This is a genomic window from Citrobacter sp. C1 (genome assembly GCF_014596895.2).
Taxonomy (GTDB): domain Bacteria; phylum Pseudomonadota; class Gammaproteobacteria; order Enterobacterales; family Enterobacteriaceae; genus Citrobacter; species Citrobacter gillenii.
Genome location: NZ_CP115035.1, coordinates 1,802,368 through 1,823,952, shown reverse-complemented (window position 1 = coordinate 1,823,952; position 21,585 = coordinate 1,802,368). Strand labels below are relative to the sequence as shown.

The 21,585-nt window shown below is 51.6% G+C and carries 20 protein-coding genes; 11 read left to right on the top strand and 9 right to left on the bottom strand.

The genetic code is table 11. The features are described from left to right. Positions 1 to 11: 11 nt before the first annotated feature. Entirely contained in the window at positions 12 to 929 is a 918-nt protein-coding gene (locus IB214_RS08755) for an ABC transporter substrate-binding protein (RefSeq protein ID WP_115258042.1), read from the bottom strand. 229 nt (positions 930 to 1,158) lie between these two features. Further along, on the bottom strand, positions 1,159 to 3,456 hold the full coding sequence (gene bglX, locus IB214_RS08750) for a beta-glucosidase BglX (RefSeq protein WP_117343472.1): 2,298 nt from the start codon (positions 3,454 to 3,456) through the stop codon (positions 1,159 to 1,161). Positions 3,457 to 3,688: 232 nt separating this feature from the next. Between bglX and dld the strand changes: the two genes are divergently transcribed. Further along, entirely contained in the window at positions 3,689 to 5,401 is a 1,713-nt protein-coding gene (gene dld / locus IB214_RS08745) for a D-lactate dehydrogenase (RefSeq protein WP_117343471.1), read from the top strand. A gap of 64 nt (positions 5,402 to 5,465) precedes the next feature. Here the strand turns inward: dld and pbpG are convergent, their stop codons facing one another. Both pbpG and IB214_RS08735 read right to left on the bottom strand, forming a co-directional pair. Then, positions 5,466 to 6,401, bottom strand: a complete 936-nt coding sequence (gene pbpG, locus IB214_RS08740) for a D-alanyl-D-alanine endopeptidase (protein WP_115258039.1) — start codon at positions 6,399 to 6,401, stop codon at positions 5,466 to 5,468. Between the two features lie 180 nt (positions 6,402 to 6,581). Further along, positions 6,582 to 7,169 (bottom strand): Yip1 family protein, encoded by a 588-nt coding sequence (locus IB214_RS08735; RefSeq protein ID WP_117343470.1) that lies wholly within the window; start codon positions 7,167 to 7,169, stop codon positions 6,582 to 6,584. A 163-nt stretch (positions 7,170 to 7,332) separates the two neighbouring features. On the opposite strand from IB214_RS08735, the gene IB214_RS08730 reads away from it, so the two are divergent. Continuing rightward, positions 7,333 to 7,911 (top strand): DedA family protein, encoded by a 579-nt coding sequence (locus IB214_RS08730; RefSeq protein WP_115258037.1) that lies wholly within the window; start codon positions 7,333 to 7,335, stop codon positions 7,909 to 7,911. Between the two features lie 18 nt (positions 7,912 to 7,929). Here IB214_RS08730 and mdtQ read toward each other — a convergent pair whose 3' ends face one another. Continuing rightward, positions 7,930 to 9,369 (bottom strand): multidrug resistance outer membrane protein MdtQ, encoded by a 1,440-nt coding sequence (mdtQ, locus tag IB214_RS08725; protein ID WP_117343469.1) that lies wholly within the window; start codon positions 9,367 to 9,369, stop codon positions 7,930 to 7,932. 169 nt (positions 9,370 to 9,538) lie between these two features. On the opposite strand from mdtQ, the gene IB214_RS08720 reads away from it, so the two are divergent. Both IB214_RS08720 and yohP read left to right on the top strand, forming a co-directional pair. Beyond that, positions 9,539 to 10,273, top strand: a complete 735-nt coding sequence (locus IB214_RS08720) for a class I SAM-dependent methyltransferase (RefSeq protein ID WP_117343468.1) — start codon at positions 9,539 to 9,541, stop codon at positions 10,271 to 10,273. Between the two features lie 69 nt (positions 10,274 to 10,342). Further along, on the top strand, positions 10,343 to 10,426 hold the full coding sequence (gene yohP, locus IB214_RS08715; RefSeq protein ID WP_000698460.1) for a small membrane protein YohP: 84 nt from the start codon (positions 10,343 to 10,345) through the stop codon (positions 10,424 to 10,426). Between the two features lie 56 nt (positions 10,427 to 10,482). Here the strand turns inward: yohP and dusC are convergent, their stop codons facing one another. Continuing rightward, positions 10,483 to 11,421 (bottom strand): tRNA dihydrouridine(16) synthase DusC, encoded by a 939-nt coding sequence (gene dusC / locus IB214_RS08710; RefSeq protein WP_117343467.1) that lies wholly within the window; start codon positions 11,419 to 11,421, stop codon positions 10,483 to 10,485. A gap of 214 nt (positions 11,422 to 11,635) precedes the next feature. Between dusC and IB214_RS08705 the strand changes: the two genes are divergently transcribed. The 7 genes from IB214_RS08705 to preA all read left to right on the top strand — a co-directional run bounded on the left by IB214_RS08705 (position 11,636) and on the right by preA (position 17,617). Continuing rightward, positions 11,636 to 12,034, top strand: a complete 399-nt coding sequence (locus IB214_RS08705; protein WP_096756494.1) for a CidA/LrgA family protein — start codon at positions 11,636 to 11,638, stop codon at positions 12,032 to 12,034. Next, the gene (locus IB214_RS08700) at positions 12,031 to 12,726 is read left to right on the top strand and encodes a CidB/LrgB family autolysis modulator (RefSeq protein WP_117343466.1); all 696 of its coding nucleotides are present in this window, start codon (positions 12,031 to 12,033) and stop codon (positions 12,724 to 12,726) included. Before IB214_RS08705 ends, IB214_RS08700 begins: the two co-directional genes overlap by 4 nt. 147 nt (positions 12,727 to 12,873) lie before the next feature. Further along, positions 12,874 to 13,758, top strand: a complete 885-nt coding sequence (gene cdd / locus IB214_RS08695; protein WP_117343465.1) for a cytidine deaminase — start codon at positions 12,874 to 12,876, stop codon at positions 13,756 to 13,758. A gap of 193 nt (positions 13,759 to 13,951) precedes the next feature. After that, the gene (gene sanA, locus IB214_RS08690) at positions 13,952 to 14,671 is read left to right on the top strand and encodes an outer membrane permeability protein SanA (protein ID WP_117343464.1); all 720 of its coding nucleotides are present in this window, start codon (positions 13,952 to 13,954) and stop codon (positions 14,669 to 14,671) included. A 2-nt stretch (positions 14,672 to 14,673) separates the two neighbouring features. After that, positions 14,674 to 14,913, top strand: a complete 240-nt coding sequence (locus IB214_RS08685; protein ID WP_096756490.1) for a DUF2542 family protein — start codon at positions 14,674 to 14,676, stop codon at positions 14,911 to 14,913. A gap of 233 nt (positions 14,914 to 15,146) precedes the next feature. Further along, complete coding sequence (locus IB214_RS08680; RefSeq protein ID WP_117343463.1) at positions 15,147 to 16,388, top strand: NAD(P)-dependent oxidoreductase; 1,242 nt, start codon at positions 15,147 to 15,149, stop codon at positions 16,386 to 16,388. Then, a complete protein-coding gene (gene preA / locus IB214_RS08675; RefSeq protein WP_096756488.1) occupies positions 16,382 to 17,617 on the top strand; it encodes an NAD-dependent dihydropyrimidine dehydrogenase subunit PreA in 1,236 nt (411 codons plus the stop codon). The genes IB214_RS08680 and preA overlap by 7 nt, the downstream gene beginning before the upstream one ends. A gap of 61 nt (positions 17,618 to 17,678) precedes the next feature. On the opposite strand, the gene mglC is transcribed toward preA, so the two are convergent. The 3 genes from mglC to mglB all read right to left on the bottom strand — a co-directional run bounded on the left by mglC (position 17,679) and on the right by mglB (position 21,295). After that, on the bottom strand, positions 17,679 to 18,689 hold the full coding sequence (gene mglC / locus IB214_RS08670) for a galactose/methyl galactoside ABC transporter permease MglC (RefSeq protein ID WP_115258030.1): 1,011 nt from the start codon (positions 18,687 to 18,689) through the stop codon (positions 17,679 to 17,681). Between the two features lie 15 nt (positions 18,690 to 18,704). After that, positions 18,705 to 20,225 carry a galactose/methyl galactoside ABC transporter ATP-binding protein MglA gene (gene mglA, locus IB214_RS08665; protein WP_096756486.1) on the bottom strand — a complete coding sequence of 507 codons (1,521 nt, stop codon included), beginning with the start codon at positions 20,223 to 20,225 and terminating at the stop codon, positions 18,705 to 18,707. A 71-nt stretch (positions 20,226 to 20,296) separates the two neighbouring features. Continuing rightward, positions 20,297 to 21,295, bottom strand: coding sequence for a galactose/glucose ABC transporter substrate-binding protein MglB (mglB, locus tag IB214_RS08660; RefSeq protein ID WP_096756485.1), 999 nt, complete (start codon positions 21,293 to 21,295; stop codon positions 20,297 to 20,299). Positions 21,296 to 21,585 lie beyond the last annotated feature (290 nt).

Below are 21,585 nucleotides of genomic sequence, written 5' to 3'. Positions count from 1 at the left end.
TGCAAACTCCGTTACTTCACCCATCCTTTTTGCTTCAGGTAATCTGCTGCGACTTTTTTCGCATCCAGCCCTTCAACGGCGATACTGGCATTAAGCTGTTGTAGCGTTTTTTCATCGAGACTGGCAAAGACCGGCTGCAGCCATTCCGCCATTTGTGGGTAGGCCTGCAGTACTGATTCACGCACCACTGGCGCAGGAGCATAGATCGGCTGGACACCTTTTGGATCGCTGAGCGTTTGCAGTCCCAGCGCCGCAACAGGGCCGTCGGTCCCGTAGGCCATCGCGGCATTGACGCCTGAGGTTTGCTGCGCAGCGGCTTTAATGGTCACCGCCGTGTCTCCCCCTGCCAGCGATAAAAGCTGATTTTGATTGAGCGTAAAGCCATAAGCTTTTTCAAACGCAGGCAACGCATCCGCACGTTCGATAAACTCTGCCGAGGCGGCCAGTTTGAACGTGCCGCCGTCTTTCAGGTAGCGTCCCAGGTCAGCCAGCGAAACGAGCTTATTCTTTTCGGCAACATCCTGACGGAGGGCAATGGTCCAGGTGTTATTGGCGGGCGCAGGCGTTAGCCAGACCAGTTTGTTCTGTTCCGCATCCAGTTTTTTGACTTTTTCATAACCGGCCTGCGCATTTTTCCATGCCGGGTCATTTTCATCTTTAAAGAAGAAAGCCCCGTTTCCGGTATATTCCGGGTAAATATCCAGTTCGCCGGAGGTGATGGCCCCGCGCACCACTGGTGTGGTTCCCAACTGGACTTTATTGACGGTTTTCACGCCGTGGCTTTCAAGCACCTGCAAAATCATATTGCCGAGCAGCGCCCCTTCCGTATCAATTTTTGATCCCACCGTGACGGGTGATGCGGCCTGCAGGGGTAAGCTCATCGCGGCAAACAGCGCCAGCGAGCCCGCCCAGACCTTTGAGATTATCATGCTGCTCTCCTCATCCTTTGACTGTCCTTTTCAGGACATAGAGGGAAAAGCATAGTCGAAAAATCTGACCTTAACCTGGCAATTGAGGGGTAACGGAGGGAAGGATTAGCAGTAACTCGGTGATAAATATAAAAAGACCGGCAAAACCTCAGGGGCTTTGCCGGTGTGGATGAATCGATGGACCTGACACGTGTGGAGCCATCAGGTCTGACGCAAATTCACCTGATCATTACAGCAGTTCAAACTCGCCCTGCTTCACTCTGGCAGAATCTACGCCGATAAAGACGTTGAATTTGCCCGGCTCCACATCGTATTGCATACGCTGGTTCCAGTATTTCAGCGCCTCAATATCAATCGGGAAGCTGACCGTTTGCGTCTCGCCCGGTTTGAGATTCACCTTCTCAAATCCTTTCAGCTGTTTGACAGGACGACTCATGGAAGCGGTCACATCCTGTAAATACATCTGAATCACCGTCGCTCCTTCGCGTTTGCCGGTGTTGGTAACCTGCACGCTGGCGGTGACCGTTCCATCACGCTTCATCGTCGGTGCAGAAAGCTTCACATCAGAAACGGTAAAGGTGGTGTAGCTCAGACCATAGCCAAAGGGATACAGCGGGCCGTTGGCTTCGTCAAAGTAGCGTGAGGTGTATTTGTTCGGCTTATCGGCGTTATACGGACGACCGGTATTCAGGTGGCTGTAATAGACCGGGATCTGCCCGACAGAGCGCGGGAAAGACATCGGCAGTTTACCTGACGGGTTGTAATCGCCAAACAGGACATCGGCAATGGCGTTGCCGCCTTCCGTCCCGGCAAACCAGGTTTCCAGAATCGCGTCGGCCTGCTGGTCTTCTTTCACCAGCGCCAATGGACGCCCGTTCATCAGCACCAGCACCAGCGGCTTGCCGGTGGCTTTCAGCGCGGTAATCAGGTCACGCTGGCTTTGCGGAATAGTGATATCGGTCCGGCTGGAGGCTTCATGTGCCATACCTTGCGCTTCGCCGACCACAGCGACCACCACATCAGACTGCTGCGCGGCCTTGACCGCTTCATCAATCATGGCCTGCGGCGAGCGTGGGTCGACTTTCACCGCCTCTTCATACAGATTGAGGAAGTCGACAATGCCTTTATCGTTAGTGATATTCGCCCCTTTGGCGTACACCACTTTGCCCTTATCGCCGAGCGCATTTTTAATGCCTGTCAGCACCGTCACTGACTGTTCGGCAACGCCTGCTGCCGACCAACTGCCCATCACATCACGTTTGCTGTCCGCCAGTGGACCGACGACTGCCACAGTCCCCGATTTCTTCAGCGGCAACGTTTCCAGGCGGTTTTTCAGCAGTACCAGACTTTCGCGGGCAACGTCACGCGCGTCTTTACGGTGTAAACGGCTTTCCGCGTTGGTGTCCTGCGGGTCAGTCTCTTTGGCCCCCAGATGGCTGTACGGATCGTTAAACAGCCCCATATCATATTTGACGTTCAGCACATGACGCGCGGCATCGTCCAGTTCAGCCATCGTCACCTTACCTGACTTAATCAGGCCCGGTAGATACTTACTGTAATACTCATCGCTCATGCTCATATTAATGCCGGACTTGATCGCCACGCGCACCGCGTCTTCCGGATCGGAGGCGGTACCATGTTTGATCAACTCTTTAATCGCGCCGTGATCGGAAACGGTAATCCCTTTAAAGCCCCACTCATCGCGCAGCACATCTTTCAACAGCCAGGCGTCAGAAGTCGCAGGGGTGCCGTTCAGCGAGTTAAGACCCACCATCACCGCCCCGCTCCCGGCGTCTAACCCGGCTTTGTACGGTGGCATATAGTCGTTAAACAACCGCTGCGGACTCATATCCACGGTGTTGTACTCTTTTCCGCCTTCTACCGCGCCATAGGCGGCGAAGTGTTTGACGCTGGTCATCACCGAATAGCGATCGGCCGGGCTTTTACCCTGCATCGCTTCGACCATGGTTTTGCCCATCGTGGCGGTCAAATAAGTATCTTCCCCGAAACCTTCTGAGGCACGTCCCCAGCGCGGATCACGCGAGACATCAACCATTGGCGCCCAGGTCATATTCAGGCCATCGTCTGCGGCTTCATAGGCAGAAACGCGCCCCACCGTTCTGACCGCATCCAGATTAAACGATGACGCCAAACCGAGGCTTATCGGGAACACGGTGCGCTGACCGTGCAGTACGTCATAGGCGAAAAAGAGAGGGATTTTCAGGCGGCTGAGTTCCATCACCTGATCCTGCATTTTACGGATATCCTCGCGGGTAACGGTGTTAAAAATCGCCCCAACCTGCCCGTCTTTGATCATCTCACGGATGGCTTCTTTCGGGTTATCCGGCCCGACGCTTATCAAACGTAATTGGCCGATCTTCTCATCGACGGTCATCTGTTTGAGTAAATCGGTAACAAATGCATCCCGTGCTTCAGGGGTCAGAGGATGGTTACCAAACAAGGAGTCCGCCAGCGCTGGCTGCAACGCCAGGCTCACCGCGATACCTACAGAACAAAGCCATTTCATGTTGATTCTCTCTTTATTTTTTCCCGACGAGGCAGCGAAAATATAACAAAAACCGCAGTTTGCCGTAAGCCTAAACGGGAGAGATAAAGAAAGCTAAGGTTATTCTCCTAATTTTGAAATCCGGGATGAATGAAGCACAGCCAATTCAGAGACAACCTGAATGAGAAAGCGTATTGTCATACAGAGCGCTATGCTTGTTTCTGATATTTTTGCCCACCACAAGGAGTGGAGAATGTCTTCCATTACAACAACCGATAATAAAGCGTTGCTTAACGAACTGGCCCGTCTGGTGGGTCATTCGCACCTGCTTACCGAACCGTCTAAAACGGCCCGCTATCGCAAGGGCTTCCGCTCAGGTCAGGGCGAGGCGTTAGCCGTTGTCTTTCCTGGCTCATTGCTGGAACTGTGGCGTGTGCTGAACGCCTGCGTCGTCGCCGACAAAATTATCCTGATGCAGGCCGCCAATACCGGACTAACCGAAGGCTCTACGCCCAGCGGCAATGACTACGATCGTGAGATTGTTATTATCAGCACCCTGCGCCTCGACAAACTGCACGTCATCGGCAAAGGCGAACAGGTTCTGGCGTATCCCGGCACCACGCTCTATTCGCTGGAAAAAGCACTCAAGCCATTTGGTCGCGAACCGCATTCGGTGATTGGCTCTTCATGCATTGGCGCATCGGTGATTGGTGGGATTTGCAACAACTCCGGCGGCTCGTTGGTACAGCGCGGCCCGGCATATACCGAGATGTCGCTGTTTGCGCGAATTGACGAACAAGGCAAATTACAGCTGGTCAACCATCTGGGTATCGAACTTGGCCAGACGCCGGAGCAGATCCTCAGCAAACTTGATGACGAACGCATTAAAGATGACGATGTGCATCACGACGGGCGTCACGCGCACGATCACGATTACGTTACCCGCGTCAGAGATATCGAAGCCGATACCCCCGCACGCTATAACGCCGACCCGGACCGGCTGTTTGAATCTTCCGGCTGCGCGGGAAAACTGGCGGTGTTTGCGGTGCGCCTCGACACCTTTGAAGCCGAGAAAAATCAGCAGGTGTTTTATATCGGTACCAATCAGCCAGAGGTGCTGACGGAGATCCGCCGTCATATTCTGGCAAATTTCGAACACCTGCCGGTCGCCGGCGAGTACATGCACCGTGATATCTACGATATCGCCGAGCAGTACGGCAAAGATACGTTTCTGATGATAGACAAGCTCGGCACCGACAAAATGCCGTTCTTCTTTACCCTGAAAGGTCGCACCGACGCGATGCTGGAAAAAGTGAAAATTTTCCGCCCGCACTTTACCGACCGTGCCATGCAGAAATTTGGCCATTTATTCCCCAGCCATTTACCGGCGCGGATGAAAAGCTGGCGCGATAAATACGAACACCACCTGCTGTTAAAAATGGCCGGTGGCGGCGTGGCCGAAGCACAAAGCTGGTTGACCGAGTTTTTCAAAACGGCCGAGGGCGATTTCTTTGCCTGTACGCCGGAAGAAGGCAGTAAAGCCTTTTTACACCGCTTTGCTGCAGCCGGAGCGGCGATTCGCTATCAGGCCGTCCATGCCGATGAGGTCGAAGATATTCTGGCGCTGGATATTGCGTTGCGCCGTAACGACACGGAATGGTATGAGCATCTGCCGCCCGAGATCGACAGTAAGCTGGTGCATAAGCTCTATTACGGACACTTTATGTGCTATGTTTTCCATCAGGATTACATTGTGAAGAAAGGTGTGGATGCGCATGCGCTGAAAGAGCAAATGCTGGAACTGTTGCAGGCTCGCGGGGCGCAGTACCCGGCAGAGCACAATGTGGGACACCTGTACAAAGCGCCGGAAACCTTGACGCGTTTTTATCGCGCCAACGATCCGACCAACAGCATGAACCCAGGGATCGGTAAAACCAGTAAACAGAAGTTCTGGAAAGAATCGTAGGCCCGATAAGCGTAAGCGCCATCGGGCACGTTGCCGGGGGCGCTTCGCTTGCCCGGCCTACGGTTTAATCGTTCTGCGCAGTTTGTTCACCCGTCGCCGCCATCTGTGCGGCTTTTTGCTTTTTATAGCTCAGTGCAGCCGCCGGAACCGGCATCACCTTGCCAGTTTCTATCCAGGTACGTAAACGGCTGGCATCGGCAAAATGGGTGTATTTACCAAACGCATCCATCACCACCAGCGCCACCGGTTTGTTGTTGATGACCGTGCGCATCACCAGACAGTGACCCGCCGCGTTGGTAAAGCCGGTTTTGGTGAGCTGGATATTCCAGTTATCGCGATACACCAGATGGTTGGTGTTGCGGAACGGCAGCGTATAGGCCGGGTTGGCAAAGGTGGCCATGTCTTCACGCGTGGTACTTAACTGACCAATCAGCGGATACTGTTTGCTGGCAATCAGTAATTTAGTGAGGTCACGGGCGGTCGACACGTTATGAATGGATAACCCTGTCGGTTCCACAAAGCGGGTCTTAGTCATCCCCAGTGATTTCGCTTTGGCATTCATCGCTTTGATAAACGCGTTATAACCGCCAGGATAATGATGCGCCAGGCTTGCCGCCGCACGGTTTTCCGATGACATCAGCGCCAGCAGCAGCATGTCTTTGCGGCTGATTTCACTGTTCAGCCGTACACGAGAATAGATACCTTTCATTTCTGGCGTCTGGCTGATGTCTACTTTCAGCTTTTCGTTCAGCGGCAGTCGTGCATCCAGCACCACCATCGCCGTCATTAATTTGGTGATCGACGCAATCGGACGCACAAGGTCCGGATGGTTCGAATAGATGACCTTATTGGTATTCAAATCAACAATCATCGCACTACCAGACGCAATCTCGGGTTGAGAGGCCGCTGCGGTAGCCGCCGTTTTCGCCACGGCTTGGGGTGCAAAAGGAACTGCCAGCACCAGGGCAAGGCTTAATAATGAAACTCGAAATTTAAGCATGATGAGATTTCTGATAATGGTTCACGCACGTCACAACGCACACCGCCCGAGATAGAGAATAATCTCAAGCTAGCGCAGGCATCATAACCACCCGGCAGCATTGCCGCCACCGGAGAATCATCTCGAAATGCTGCGTTGCTGGCTTTTACACCAGCAACGCAGAGTAGACAGGTTGTTAGCTTAGAACAATCGGTATCCGTACCCCCACAGGATAACCGTAATCGCCAGCAGAACTTCGAGCACCAGGACGCCAATTGCCAGCGTTGAGCTGGAAAAGCTGAGTCCTTCCTCTCTGCTGATATTCAGGAATGTCGGGATGCCGAGATACAGCAAATAGCCGGTGTAAAACAGCGCGATAGTTCCGACTAAGGCACACAGCCAGACCAGCGGATACAGCGCCACCAACCCACTTAAAAACAGCGGTGTGGCGACATAGCCGGCAAAGACCATGCAATGTGCCAGCGACGGACGCTGCGGATAGTTACGTGCCATCCACCAGATAACCCTGCCCATCACGGCCACGCCGGCCAGCATCACACCGTAAAACAGAATTGCCATCGCAAATCCGGTCAACAGGGATAACTGCAATACGTTGCCGTCGCCAAAACTCCAGCCAATTTGCGTGGTGCCAATAAATGCGCAAATGACCGGGATGGCCGCCATCAGCAGAACATGGTGGGTATAGTGATGCGAAACACTTTCGTTTTCGCTGTTGATCACGTGCATTTCACGATCGGGATGGGAAAATAGCCCCCAGACATGGTTCATACCGCCCCCTTCTTGTCAGCTCCAGACCTCAACACTTCAAGTATAATTCAGCTTTTGATTATTTTATGTACACGGTAAAAATACCGATGCGCTGGGTGACGGCTTTTCCGGCATCAACAATTCATCAGGTGTATGCTAATGGTTGTGGAGGTCATACAGACGTATGGATATAAACAATCTTATTGCCCAGTACGGCTATGCGGCGCTCATCATTGGCAGCCTGGCCGAAGGCGAAACCATTACCCTGTTGGGCGGCGTGGCGGCGCATCAGGGATTACTCAAATTTCCGCTGGTTGTTGTCTCTGTCGCGCTGGGGGGAATGATTGGCGATCAGTTGCTGTATCTGCTTGGTCGTCGTTACGGCGGCAACATTCTCCGTCGCTTCTCGCGTCATCGGGCAAAAATTCAGTATGCACAGAAAATGATCCAGCGGCGCCCATACCTGTTCGTGGTCGGGACACGTTTTATGTATGGCTTTCGGGTCATTGGCCCCTTGCTGATTGGTGCCAGTCACCTGCCGCCGAAAATCTTTTTACCGCTGAATATTCTCGGCGCACTGGTCTGGGCATTGCTGTTTACTACCCTTGGTTATGTGGGTGGAGAAGTGGTCGCGCCGTGGCTGCACAGCCTCGACCAGCATATCAAGCATGGGGTATGGCTGATTCTGGTTGTTGGGCTGGTGGTGGCGGTCCGCTGGTGGATGAAACGGCGCAATAAACAAAAAACCGACCCGACAGCCTGAATCTGCCGGGCCAGACTCTCAGGATGCGTGGTATCCGCCACCCAGGGCGCTGGTGAGCTGAATAGACGCATCCAGCCACTGACCTTGTAGTATCAGGCCGTTACACTGTTCACGCAGTGCCGGAATTTTTGCCTCACTGACGCGGGAGCCGGCGATAATCCCGGCGTTGAACCGCGCCTGCGCAAGCCCCACTACCCGCTGCGCGTCATGTTCGATCTGCAGCTGATGCTGATTCTTCTGCGCCAGCGTATCCACCTGCGTTGCCGCACGCGCGACATCATTCACCGCATCAACCACCGCTTTATTGTAATTGGCCACGGTCAGGTTACTTTGCGCTTTGGTGATGTCGAGATTCGCATTCAACCTGCCGCTGTCGAAGATCGGGAGCGTTAATCCGGCGGTGACCCCCATTTGTTGGGCAGAATGGCGGAACAGATCGCTCAGATGTAAAGCATCCTGCTGCAGGAAGGCCATCAGGTTAACGTCGGGATAAAATGCCGCTTTTGCCGCATCAATACTGCTCAGAGAAGATTCAATGTACCAGTGAGCCGCCTGCAGGTCCGGTCGGCGGGCCAGCAAGGAATAACCTAACTGGGACGGCAACTGGCTTTCGACGACCGGCATCGTGGTGGCATGCAGCTTCAGCGAGGTGGACTGCGTGTTGGTCAGCGCACTCAACCGCGCCTCGATGACCTTCATTTTCCCGTTGACGTCGTTGAGTTGCTGCTCCGTTTTACCGGAATCAATATCGGTTTCAACGCCTTCTACCGAGGAGGTCAACCCGTTTTGGTACAGCTCGCGATCGACGGTAATCACATTTTGCTGCTCGGTTTCGATTTGCGTCAGCACGGTCTTCAGCGCCGCCTGCGTCTGCCATTCCCAGTATAAGCGGGAGACACCGCTCGCCAAAAGCTGTCGGGTTTGCTCGCGCTCAGCTTCACGCGCTTTGACTGCACCAATGCGTGCTGTTACCTCCGCCCGATTCTTACCCCACAGATCCAGGTTCCAGCCAGCGGTTAATCCCATGGTGCCATTGGTGTACCACGGCCCGGTGGTGCCCGCCGCCGGATCGGTGAGGGCAAACGGTCCCATCAAGCCTTCTGCCGACATTTTCTGGCGCTCGACGTCTGCCGAGAAATCAATCTGCGGACCATCCTGCGCCTCAACGGCCTTCGCCTGCGCCTCTGCCAGTTGGATTCGCTGCTCTGCCACCTGCATATCAGGCGAATTCTTTAATGTACTGTCAATCAACGCATTCAACTGGGGATCGTGATATGCCTTCCACCATTGGCTATCCGGCCAACCATTTTTTAATGCCGCGGGTAACGCAGAATCCACATTTTCAGCGGGCGTCTGCTGTGAGAGCGACTGGCGGGTATCGTGCATTGGGGCACAACCGGGCAGCAGAATAAAAAGCGGCAAGCATGCCGCTGCAAGAAGCACAGAATTACGATTCATGGGGATATACTGGTAAGAAATGATGTGCAAAGAGTACGACTTGTCGCAGATGCTTTTTTAGTTACGCGTGGCAATACATCTTTGGACATCAAAATATATAATTAGAAAAATATATTCCCGTTTAATAATACGGATAAAATAATTCTAATAATTTATGAATGGAGGCACGATGTCACAAAATATCTATGATGATCCGCACTTCTTTGCCGGATATGCCACGCTGGACCGCTCCGTAAAAGGACTCGACGGCGCGCCCGAATGGCCAGCATTACAGGCCATGCTCCCTCCGTTACAAGGTCAGCGCATTCTCGATCTAGGCTGCGGATACGGCTGGTTTTGCCGCTACGCACGCGATAACCACGCGGCAAGCGTCGTGGGCTTAGATATTTCAGAGAAAATGTTAGCCCAGGCTTGCAACATGACCACCGGAGAGGGTATTTCGTACCAGCGCAAAGATCTTGACGCGCTGACGTTGACCGCGGATTCCTTTGAGCTGGTTTATAGCTCGCTCGCCTTGCACTATTTGCAGGATATAGAGCGATTATTGGTAACCATTTACCAGGCGTTAACACCAGGCGGAATGTTGGTCTTTTCGGCAGAACACCCAATTTATACAGCGCCCCTCACCCAAGGTTGGATAAAAGACAAAACCGGGCAACTCTCCTGGCCGGTGAATCACTACCAGCAGGAAGGTGAACGCATCAGCAACTGGTTTGCTGAAGGGGTAAAAAAACAACACCGCAAGCTGGCAACCTGGATCAACGCGCTTATTGGCGCCGGGTTTGAGATTGTCTGTGTTGATGAGTGGGGACCGTCTGCTGAACAGATTGCCGCCAACCCCGCGTTGGATGAAGAGAAAGAGCGCCCGATGGTGTTTCTGCTCAGCGCACGTAAGCCGGCATAACAGTGCCTGCAGGCAGAGTTTTCAATAGTTTCCTATACTAAATTTGAACTTACCAAAAAGGGAAGGCTAATGAAAATTCTGCTGTGGGCTATTTTAATTATTTTTCTGATTGGACTGTTGGTGGTGACTGGCGTGTTTAAGATGATTTTCTGACATCAATGCCGGATGGCGGCGTAAACGCCGTCTCCGGCCAGTAATATAATGACCGGTTAAATCTCAATGGCCTGAATCGCCCGCGCGATATCCGGTGAATTATTGAGAGCGCGAATCTCCTGAAACAGCGTCGTCGCTTCGACATATTCTTTGCGTAAATATCCCAGCCACTGCTTAATACGCGCCACATGATATAGCCCGGTATCACCCTGCTTTTCCAGACGGGTATATTTTTTCAGTAATGTCACCACGTCGGGCCACGGCATCCGCGGTTCGTTATATTTCACCACCCGACTCAGGTTCGGGATATTTAGCGCCCCGCGTCCGATCATCACCGCATCACATCCGGTGACCGCCATACAATTTTGCGCGCTCTGCCAGTCCCAGATTTCACCGTTGGCGATAACCGGAATCGTAAGACGCTGGCGGATCTCACCGATAGCCTGCCAGTTGATATGCTCCGCTTTATACCCTTGCTCTTTGGTGCGGCCATGAACCGCCAGTTCGCTGGCACCCGCCTGCTGAACGGCATCGGCGATTTCAAACTGCCGGTCGCTGCTGTCCCAGCCCAGGCGCACTTTCACCGTTACCGGCAAATGACCCGGCACCGCCTCGCGCATCGCCTTCGCGCCCTGATAGATAAGTTCAGGATCTTTCAATAGCGTTGCGCCGCCACCGCTGCCGTTAACCAGTTTTGACGGGCAGCCACAGTTCAGATCGACACCGTACGACCCCAGCTCAACCGCGCGGGCCGCGTTCTCTGCCAGCCATTGTGGATGCTGCCCCAGCAGTTGGATGCGCACCTGCGTGCCGGATGGGGTACGGCTGTTGTTATGCAGCTCCGGGCAGATCCGATGAAATACTTTTGCTGGCAGGAGCTGATCCACCACGCGCACAAATTCGGTGATACACAGATCATAATCATTAACTTCAGTCAGCAGCTCGCGCACCAGTGAGTCGAGCACGCCTTCCATCGGCGCCAGTAAAACACGCATATTGTTACCTGCAAAAAAGAGAGGCGCTATGGTAGCGTCTCCGTACAAGAGATCAAAGCACTGTCAGCAGCACACAGGCGTCAGCCTGTCGATTGGGGCTATTGCCTGATGTTCCAGTTATCTATTTCCACTATGCTTAGAATTCATGATGTGATCGGTAGCACGTTTCTGAGTTTAATTGTATGATGAATAGGTCTCGTCAAGGGTTTCTACTATGAGCAAGTCACTGAACATTATCTGGCAATATTTACGCGCGTTTATCCTGATTTATGCCTGCCTGTATGCTGGTATTTTTCTTGCCTCACTGCTGCCTATCACCATCCCGGGTAGCATTATTGGCATGCTGATTCTGTTTGTTCTGCTGGCATTACAGATACTGCCAGCGAAATGGGTTAACCCCGGTTGCTACGTCCTGATTCGTTACATGGCGCTGCTGTTTGTCCCGATTGGCGTCGGGATCATGCAGTACTTTGACTTGCTGCGCGCGCAATTTGGACCGGTCGTGGTGTCCTGCACCATCAGTACGCTGGTCGTTTTCCTGGTGGTCAGTTGGAGCTCACACCTTGTGCACGGTGAACGCAAAATCGTTGGGCAAAAAGGGTCAAAAGAATGATGGCGTATATCTGGTGGTCGTTACCCCTCACGCTGGCGGTATTTTTTGGCGCACGTAAGTTGGCAATGCGGATCAAAATGCCGCTGCTAAACCCGCTGCTGGTTGCCATGGTGGTGATTATTCCTTTTCTGATCCTGACCGGCATTCCCTACAATCACTATTTCAAAGGTAGCGAAGTGCTGAACGATTTACTGCAACCTGCCGTGGTCGCGTTGGCATACCCGCTGTACGAACAGCTGCACCAAATCCGCGCCCGCTGGAAATCCATTATTGCCATCTGCTTTGCTGGTAGCATTGTGGCGATGGTCACCGGGACCACTATTGCGTTACTGATGGGGGCATCGCCAGAAATTGCCGCATCTATAATGCCTAAATCGGTCACCACGCCGATCGCCATGGCGGTGGGGGGTAGCATCGGCGGTATTCCTGCTATCAGCGCCGTCTGCGTCATCTTTGTCGGGATCCTGGGTGCCGTGTTTGGCCACACACTGTTAAATGCGATGCGCATTCGCACCAAGGCGGCGCGTGGACTGGCAATGGGGACCGCGTCACACGCCCTGGGTACGGCACGCTGCGCGGAGCTTGATTACCAGGAAGGTGCGTTCAGTTCCCTGGCACTGGTTATTTGCGGGATCATCACCTCGCTGGTGGCCCCCTTCCTGTTCCCGGTGATTCTGGCTGTAGTCGGTTAGCGCCATTTTTAGTTCATTTATTTGCGATGCGTTGCACATTTTTCATTTAAGTTTCATGAGTTGCATACACAGTGAGATTTGGATCACATATAAAGCCGTAACAGGCCCGTAAACTACGATTCCATTACATTGTTATGAGGCATCGCCATGCATCCACGTTTTCAAACTGCTTTCGCCCAACTCGCGGGTAACGTGCAATCAGCCCTGGCCCCCCTTCTGGCGGATGTCCATTTCCCCGCCATGTTGACTGCGGAGCAGGTCTCTTTGCTGAAACGCGAATCGGGACTGGACGAAGACGCGCTGGCATTCGCTCTGCTGCCGCTGGCTGCCGCCTGCGCACGTACCGATCTGTCCCATTTTAACGTTGGTGCCATTGCGCGCGGCGTCAGTGGCAACTGGTATTTTGGTAGCAATATGGAATTCCTCGGCGCGACGATGCAGCAAACCGTTCATGCCGAGCAAAGCGCCATCAGTCACGCCTGGCTGCGCGGAGAAAAGGGACTCGCCGCCATTACCGTCAACTACACCCCCTGCGGCCACTGCCGTCAGTTTATGAACGAGCTGAACAGCGGGCTGGATTTACGCATTCATTTGCCGGGTCGTGAGCCGCACGCGCTGCGTGACTACCTGCCGGATGCTTTTGGTCCGAAAGATCTCGACATCAAAACATTGCTGATGGATGAGCAGGATCACGGCTTTGCGCTGCAAGGTGACGCGCTGACGCAGGCGGCGATCGCCGCAGCCAACCGCTGCCATATGCCGTACAGCAACGCCCCAAGCGGTGTGGCACTGGAATGCAAAGACGGTCAAATCTTCAGCGGTAGCTACGCTGAAAACGCCGCTTTTAACCCCACGCTGCCTCCGCTGCAGGGTGCATTAAACCTGTTGAATCTGAACGGCTACGATTACCCGGATATTCAACGCGCCGTACTGGCAGAAAAAGCCGATGCGCCGTTGATCCAGTGGGATGCCACTGCCGCTACCCTGAAAGCTCTGGGCTGCAACCGCATCGAGCGCGTTTTGCTAGCGTAAAAAGGTCGTCATGTAGGCCGCCGCCATCAGGCATTATCGCCATAGCCTGATGGCAACGCGTTAGCGTCTTATCTGACCTACATGATCTAAACAGTATTGCTGAAAATCCCCTCAATCAGACTGCTGTTTCTTGCGCTACGCCGTCGAGTACAGTAGCCTGATTAACATTCCATCCCATTGCCGAGTTATCTACATGTTAAAGCGCGTGTTTTACAGCTTGTTAGTCCTGATAGGCTTACTGCTGTTGACGGTGCTTGGCCTCGACCGATGGATGAGCTGGAAGACGGCACCCTATATCTACGACGAATTGCAGGATTTACCCTACCGTCAGGTCGGCGTGGTATTAGGCACCGCGAAATACTATCGCACCGGCGTAATTAACCAGTATTACCGCTACCGCATTCAGGGCGCATTAAACGCGTATAACAGCGGTAAGGTGAATTATCTGCTGCTCAGCGGCGACAATGCCCAGCAAAACTACAACGAACCGATGACGATGCGTAAAGATCTGATTGCCGCTGGCGTCGATCCTGCCGACATCGTGCTTGATTACGCCGGTTTCCGTACACTTGACTCCATTGTGCGCACCCGCAAAGTATTTGATACCAACGATTTCATCATTATCACTCAGCGATTCCACTGCGAGCGCGCGTTGTTTATTGCGCTGCATATGGGCATTCAAGCCCAGTGCTACGCGGTACCGTCACCAAAAGATATGCTGACCGTACGCGTACGCGAATTTGGCGCACGTTTTGGCGCCCTGGCCGATCTCTATCTTTTTAAACGTGAGCCACGTTTTTTAGGTCCGCTGGTGCCCATCCCGGCCCTGCACCAGGTTCCGGATGATGCGCAGGGCTACCCGGCGGTCACGCCTGAACAATTGTTAGAATTACAAAAGAAACAAGGAAAATAAGCATGGATGTGCAAACCCTCTTCGTCGTTTTAGCCTTTCTGTTAATCCCTGTATTTTGTTTTCGTGAAGCCTGGAAGGGCTGGCGTACAGGTGCGGTGGATAAAATAAAGAAGAACGCCCGTGAACCCGTTTATGCCTATCGTCATCAAGAACCGCTGCAATTCTGGTCATACGTTCTTGTTTACGCCGGATGCGGATGTTTATCTTTTGGCATGGTGATTTATTTAATCTTTTATCGATAAAATCCAGTTATTAATATTAGCGCTTGAGAATAGCTAATATTATGATAATAATTCCTATTTTAACATAAGGGATTAATGCTGCTTATCGGCATTTCCCTCACACCATCTTTTATTTGTGAAACCTTTCACAGAATACTCTTCCTGCAATGCTTAGCCTTAAGAAAGGCTTTTTTATTTTTATATTTTGTTATTAACAGTTCGCCTTAATTTACTCAAGCATTAAGGAAGAAAAGATGCCACAACAAAATTATCTGGATGAGCTAACGCCCGCTTTCACCCCCTTATTAGCAATAAAAGAGGCCTCGCGCTGTTTATTATGTCACGATGCCCCCTGTAGTCAGGATTGTCCGGCACAAACTGACCCAGGGAAATTTATCCGCTCCATCTATTTTCGCAATTTTAAGGGGGCAGCCGAAACTATTCGCGAAAATAATGCGCTCGGCGCCATTTGTGCTCGGGTATGCCCCACCGAAAAATTATGCCAGCGTGGATGTACGCGCTCAGGAATAGATAAACCGATCGATATTGCACAGCTGCAACGTTTTATTACCGATTTTGAACAGCAGACTGCGATGAAAATTTATCAACCGGCAACTAAAACACGTGGCAAAGTCGCCATTATCGGCGCAGGGCCAGCTGGGTTGCAGGCCAGCGTGACGTTGAGTAACCTGGGTTATGACGTAACGATCTACGAAAAGCAGGCTCAGCCGGGTGGCTGGCTACGCTTTGGTATCCCTGAGTTTCGCCTGTCTCAATCCGTGTTGGATCTTGAGATTGCCCGTATCGTTGAAATGGGCGTCACCATCAAGTGCGATTGCGAAGTCGGCAACACGATCGCCGTCGAACAACTCAAAGCTGAAAATCGCGCCGTGCTGGTGACTGTTGGGATGTCTTATGGTTCCACCCTGCCATTGTTTGACGAGGCGGATAACGTTGAGATCGCCGTCGATTTCTTGCAACGCGCGCGACAGGCACAAGGTGATATCACCTTACCGCAGAGTGCGTTAATTATCGGCGGGGGCGATGTCGCCATGGATGTCGCCAGCACGCTGAAACTTCTCGGCTGCCCGTCAGTTACCTGTGTCGCTCGTGAAGAATTAGCTGAATTTCCCGCCAGTGACAAAGAGTTTACCAGCACGCAGGCATTAGGCGTGTCGATCATCGACGGTTTTACGCCGGTAGCGGTTGCCGGAAATAAAGTCACCTTTAAACACGTGCGTCTGCACGGGGAACTCTCTCTTGAAGCCGAGCATATTATTCTCGCCGTTGGTCAACACGCGCAGTTGGATGCGTTTCACGCGTTAACAGCGCAACGTAATCTTATTGAAACCCACAATTATCAAACCGCCGATCCGGTTATTTTCGCCGCTGGCGATATTGTCAAAGGAGATAAAACCGTGGTGTCTGCCGTGAAAACCGGTAAAGAAGCCGCTCAGGTAATTCATCACTATTTAGAGGGGGTTTGCTCATGTTAACGAAAGATCTTTCTATTACCTTTTGCGGCGTAAAATTCCCCAACCCGTTTTGCCTCTCTTCTTCTCCGGTAGGCAACTGCTTTGAGATGTGCGCCAAAGCCTATGACACCGGCTGGGGCGGCATTGTGTTTAAAACAATTGGTTTTTTTATTGCCAACGAAGTCTCCCCACGATTTGACCATCTGACAAAAGAAGATACCGGCTTTATCGGCTTCAAGAATATGGAGCAGATTGCCGAACATCCGCTGGAAGAGAACCTGGCCGCCATTCGTAAACTGAAACAACATTACCCTGATAAGGTGCTGATTGCGTCAATCATGGGCGAAAATGAGCAGCAATGGCAGGAGCTGGCACGACTGGTTGAAGAAGCCGGTGCAGATATGATTGAGTGCAACTTCTCGTGTCCGCAGATGACTTCACATGCGATGGGCAGCGATGTCGGGCAAAGCCCGGAGTTGGTTGAGAAATACTGTCGGGCAGTTAAACGCGGTTCCTCCCTACCGATGTTAGCCAAAATGACGCCAAATATCGGTGATATGTGCGAAGTCGCTCTGGCGGCTAAACACGGAGGCGCTGACGGTATCGCGACCATTAACACCGTAAAATCCATCACCAATATCGACCTGAAGCGGAAGATCGGCATGCCGGTGGTCAACGGGAAATCCAGTATTTCTGGCTATTCTGGCAAGGCGGTAAAACCCATCGCACTGCGTTTTATCCAACAACTGCGTTCACACCCAGAACTGCATGATTTCCCAATTAGCGGCATTGGCGGTATTGAAACCTGGGAAGATGCCGCCGAATTCTTGCTGTTAGGCGCAGCCACGCTGCAGGTCACCACCGGGATCATGCAGTACGGCTACCGTATTGTGGAAGATATGACCAGCGGACTGTCGCACTATCTTGCCGATCAGGGGTTTAACTCACTGGAAGAGATGGTCGGTCTTGCCAATGCCAATATTATTCCGGCTGAAGATCTTGACCGTAGTTACATCGTCTACCCCCATATCAACCTCGAAAAATGCGTCGGCTGCGGACGCTGCTATATCTCCTGCTATGACGGCGGACATCAGGCGATGGAGTGGGATGAGCAGACCCGTACACCTCACTGCGACACGGAAAAATGCGTCGGCTGCTTGCTGTGTGGTCACGTTTGTCCGGTCGCCTGCATCGATTTAGGCGAGGTCAAATTCAAAACAGGTGAGAAAGCACATGCAGTAACGCTGTAACACAAGTAACAAAAAGCCCAGTGCAGTCATTTCTCTGCCCCGGGCTTTTTGTTGTCTATCGTTACTTCTTACGCGCGTATTTCAGTGAGTCCAGCGCCACGGCGAAGATAATAATGCCGCCTTTAATGATGTACTGCCAGTAAGGGTTCACGCCGATGTAGGTCAGGCCATAGTTGATGACGGTGAAGATTATCACACCTGTCACTACGCCAAAGACGGTACCGACCCCACCACTGAACGACACGCCGCCGACGACACAGGCCGCAATGGCATCAAGCTCATACATAAAGCCGAGGTTGTTGGTTGCCGAGCCGATACGCCCTGCTTCCAGCAAACCACCGAAGGCATAGAACACCCCCGACAGCGCATAGATAATCAGCAGGTTCAGCGCAACGTTAACACCCGACACTTTCGCCGCTTCCGGGTTACCGCCAATGGCAAAAATGTTTTTACCGAAGCGGGTCTTATTCCACAGTACCCAAACAAAGGCCACCGCAATCAGCGCATAGAAGGTGATGTAGGAGAGTCGGAAACTGCCCAGCGCAATAAAGCCCTGCGCAAAGGTGGAGAACCCGCTGTCAAAGCCAGAAATAGGCGATGCCCCAACGAAATCGTAATACAGTGAGTTGATCCCGTACACAATGATCATCGTACCAAGGGTAGTGATAAACGGTGTCACGTTCAGGTAAGCAATGATGATACCGTTCACCAGGCCGATAATGGCACCGATGGCACAAACAATCAGTACCACCACGATGATCGGCATAGTGGCCATTTCCGGGAACACCTTGTTGGCGTTCTCCATAGATTGCAGCAACGTTGCGGCAACCACCGCCGCCAGGCCAACCTGACGCCCGGCTGACAGGTCAGTACCCTGGGTAACAATCAGTCCGGCTACGCCCAGCGCGATAATAATACGCACCGAGGATTGGGTCAGAATGTTACTCAAGTTCAGTAAACTTAAGAATGTGGGGTCCTGGAAAATAATAATGGCCAGCAGAACTAAAAGAACAACGTAAATTCCGCCTTCTTTCAGGTAAGTAAGAAAACTTTTCTTATTTAACGCACTCATGAGGAGCCCCTAATCTTAAAGGTGCAAAGACGCAAGACGGAGGATTTCGTTTTGCGTTGTTGTTTTCGTGTCAACAATTCCAGCCACGAGACCATTGCTCATAACCAGAATACGATCGGTAATACCCAGCAGTTCCGGCATTTCAGAGGAGATGATAATAATCCCCTTCTCCTTTTTCGCCAGTTCTGCAATTAACTGATAAATTTCAAATTTTGCACCAACGTCGATTCCTCGCGTGGGTTCATCCAGCATCAGTATCTCTGGCTGCGTTAACAACCAACGACCAATAACCACCTTTTGCTGGTTACCACCGGACAGGGAACCAATTTGCGTACGATGGCCAGGTGTTTTTACCCTCATTGAGTCAATAACCCATTGGGTATCGCTCTTCATGCGGGAATTATCCAACAGACCCACTTTATTTTTATAGTTCTGAATATTGGAGATTAACGAGTTAAATCCAATATCCAGATAGGCATAAATACCGGTTGAACGGCGCTCTTCCGTGACCAGCGCAAAACCATGGTTAATGGCTTCATTGGCGCTGTGGTTATTAATTTTTTTGCCGTGGAGCGTAATCGTACCCGATGATTTTTCACGAATACCAAAAAGGGTTTCAACGATATCCGTGCGTTTTGCGCCGACTAAACCGGCAATACCGAGGATTTCCCCTTTATGCAGATCAAAAGAGATATCACGAATTGACGGTTGACGTAGCGACGTCAGATTGCGTACTTCAAGAATCACTTCCCCAGGCGTGTTCTCTTTGTCCGGGAAACGTTGGTTCAGCGAACGTCCCACCATCATGGCGATGATCTTATCCATATCCAGCCCTTCAAGCGGCTGGGTGGCAATCCACTGACCATCACGCAGGACGGTGATTTCATCGCACAACTGGAAGATTTCTTCCATTTTGTGAGAAATATATACGATACCGCAGCCACGTTCTTTCAGCTTACGGATGATGGTGAACAGATGATTAACCTCTTTTTCGGTTAACGATGAGGTCGGTTCATCCATGATGACGATTTTGGCGTCATACGAAAATGCTTTGGCAATTTCTATCATCTGCATTTGTGAAACCGATAACGTACCGACACGCGCACGCGGATCGATATCAATATCCAGCTCATCAAATATCGCTTTGGTATCACGGTACATTTTATCCTGGTCGACAAACATCCCTTTGGTGGGATAACGCCCCAGCCACATGTTGTCCATCACAGAACGTTGTAAAACCAGGTTTAATTCCTGGTGTACCATTGAAATACCGTTTTCAAGCGCTTCTTTAGCAGAATGAAAATCGATTTCTTTACCCTGAAATAAAATACTGCCGGAATCTTTTTGATAGATCCCAAAAAGACATTTTAATAATGTCGACTTTCCAGCACCATTCTCGCCCATCAAGGCATGAATAGAATGTGGGCGGACTTTTAAATTAACATTATCAAGAGCCTTAACGCCCGGAAAGGACTTGTTGATGCCGCTCATTTCCAACAAGTATTCGCCTGACGACTGAGTATTAGTGCTGACCATAATTATACCTTGTTGGCCTTGCAAAGCGTGTTATTAAGGGCGCAACCAAATTGCGCCCACAGACGGAGTATTTATTTGTTAGTGAACTCTGCCAGATTATCTTTATCGACGCCGACGTAAGGAATACGAACGATTTTATTCTCGATTTTCCAGGTCGTGCCATCCGCTGCGCCTTTGCCGGCTGCCAGGTTTTTCGCCAGATCGAAAGTCGCTTTCGCCTGGTTGTTAGCATCGTTCAGCACGGTACCGGCCATTGCGCCAGATTTAACCAGTGCCAGTGCTTCTGGCAATGCATCCACGCCAAATACCGGTACGCTGGTTTTGTTGTGTGCTTTCAGCGCTTCTATCGCACCCATTGCCATAGCGTCGTTGTTCGCGATAACGACTTCAATTTTGTTAGCATTTGGACCGGACATCCACGCATCAACTTTATCTTTCGCCTGAGCGGTATCCCACATAGCGGTATCTAACTGCAACTGCTCAGTTTTAATGCCCTTGTCGTTCAGCTCTTTAATCACGTAGGTGGTACGTGCTTCAGCATCCGGGTGTCCCGGCTCGCCTTTCAGCAGAACAAACTGAATTTTACCGTCTTTGTTCAGGTCCCAGTTCGGGTTTGCCGCCCAGTGCTTAGCAATCAAATCGCCCTGGATGATGCCGGATTCTTTGGAGTCAGTACCGACGTAGAAGGCTTTATCATAGCTGTCCAGCGCTTTACGAGAAGGCTCTTTGTTGAAGAACACGATAGGAACGTTCTGACCGCGTGCTTTCTCAATGACCGTGCCCGCTGCTGCCGGGTCAACCAGGTTGATCGCCAGAGCTTTCACGCCTTTTGCCAGCAACACATCAATCTGATCGTTTTGTTTAGACTGATCGTTCTGGGAGTCATTCATCAGCAGCTGTACATCTGGCGCCGTTTTGGCATCTTTTTCGATTGCTTTACGTACCACAGACATAAAGTTATCGTCATACTTATAAATCGTCACACCAATACGGGTATCAGCAGCGTGCGCAGCCGCACCGAATAACATGCTTGCCATTACAGCAGACAGGGTCAACACCTTCTTATTCATGGTATCTCCGGTTTTATTATGCAGGGTAGTACTTGAGATAAATGCTCGGCGGGACAGAACGTTACTAAACTGTTACTGAACGCCGAAGCTCACTTTTAAAAATATTTCTTCCGTGTCTGGCAACGCTCCAAAAACAGGCTTTAATTGTTGTTTAAGACGCCCACACCTCGATGAAAGTGATTATTCACCGTTACATAGTAGTTACAGCGCAACAAACAGTGTCATCATAGCTATCGCATTGTTAAGATACTGTGAATTTACTCACAGATTGAAAGCGGTTACATCAGGTG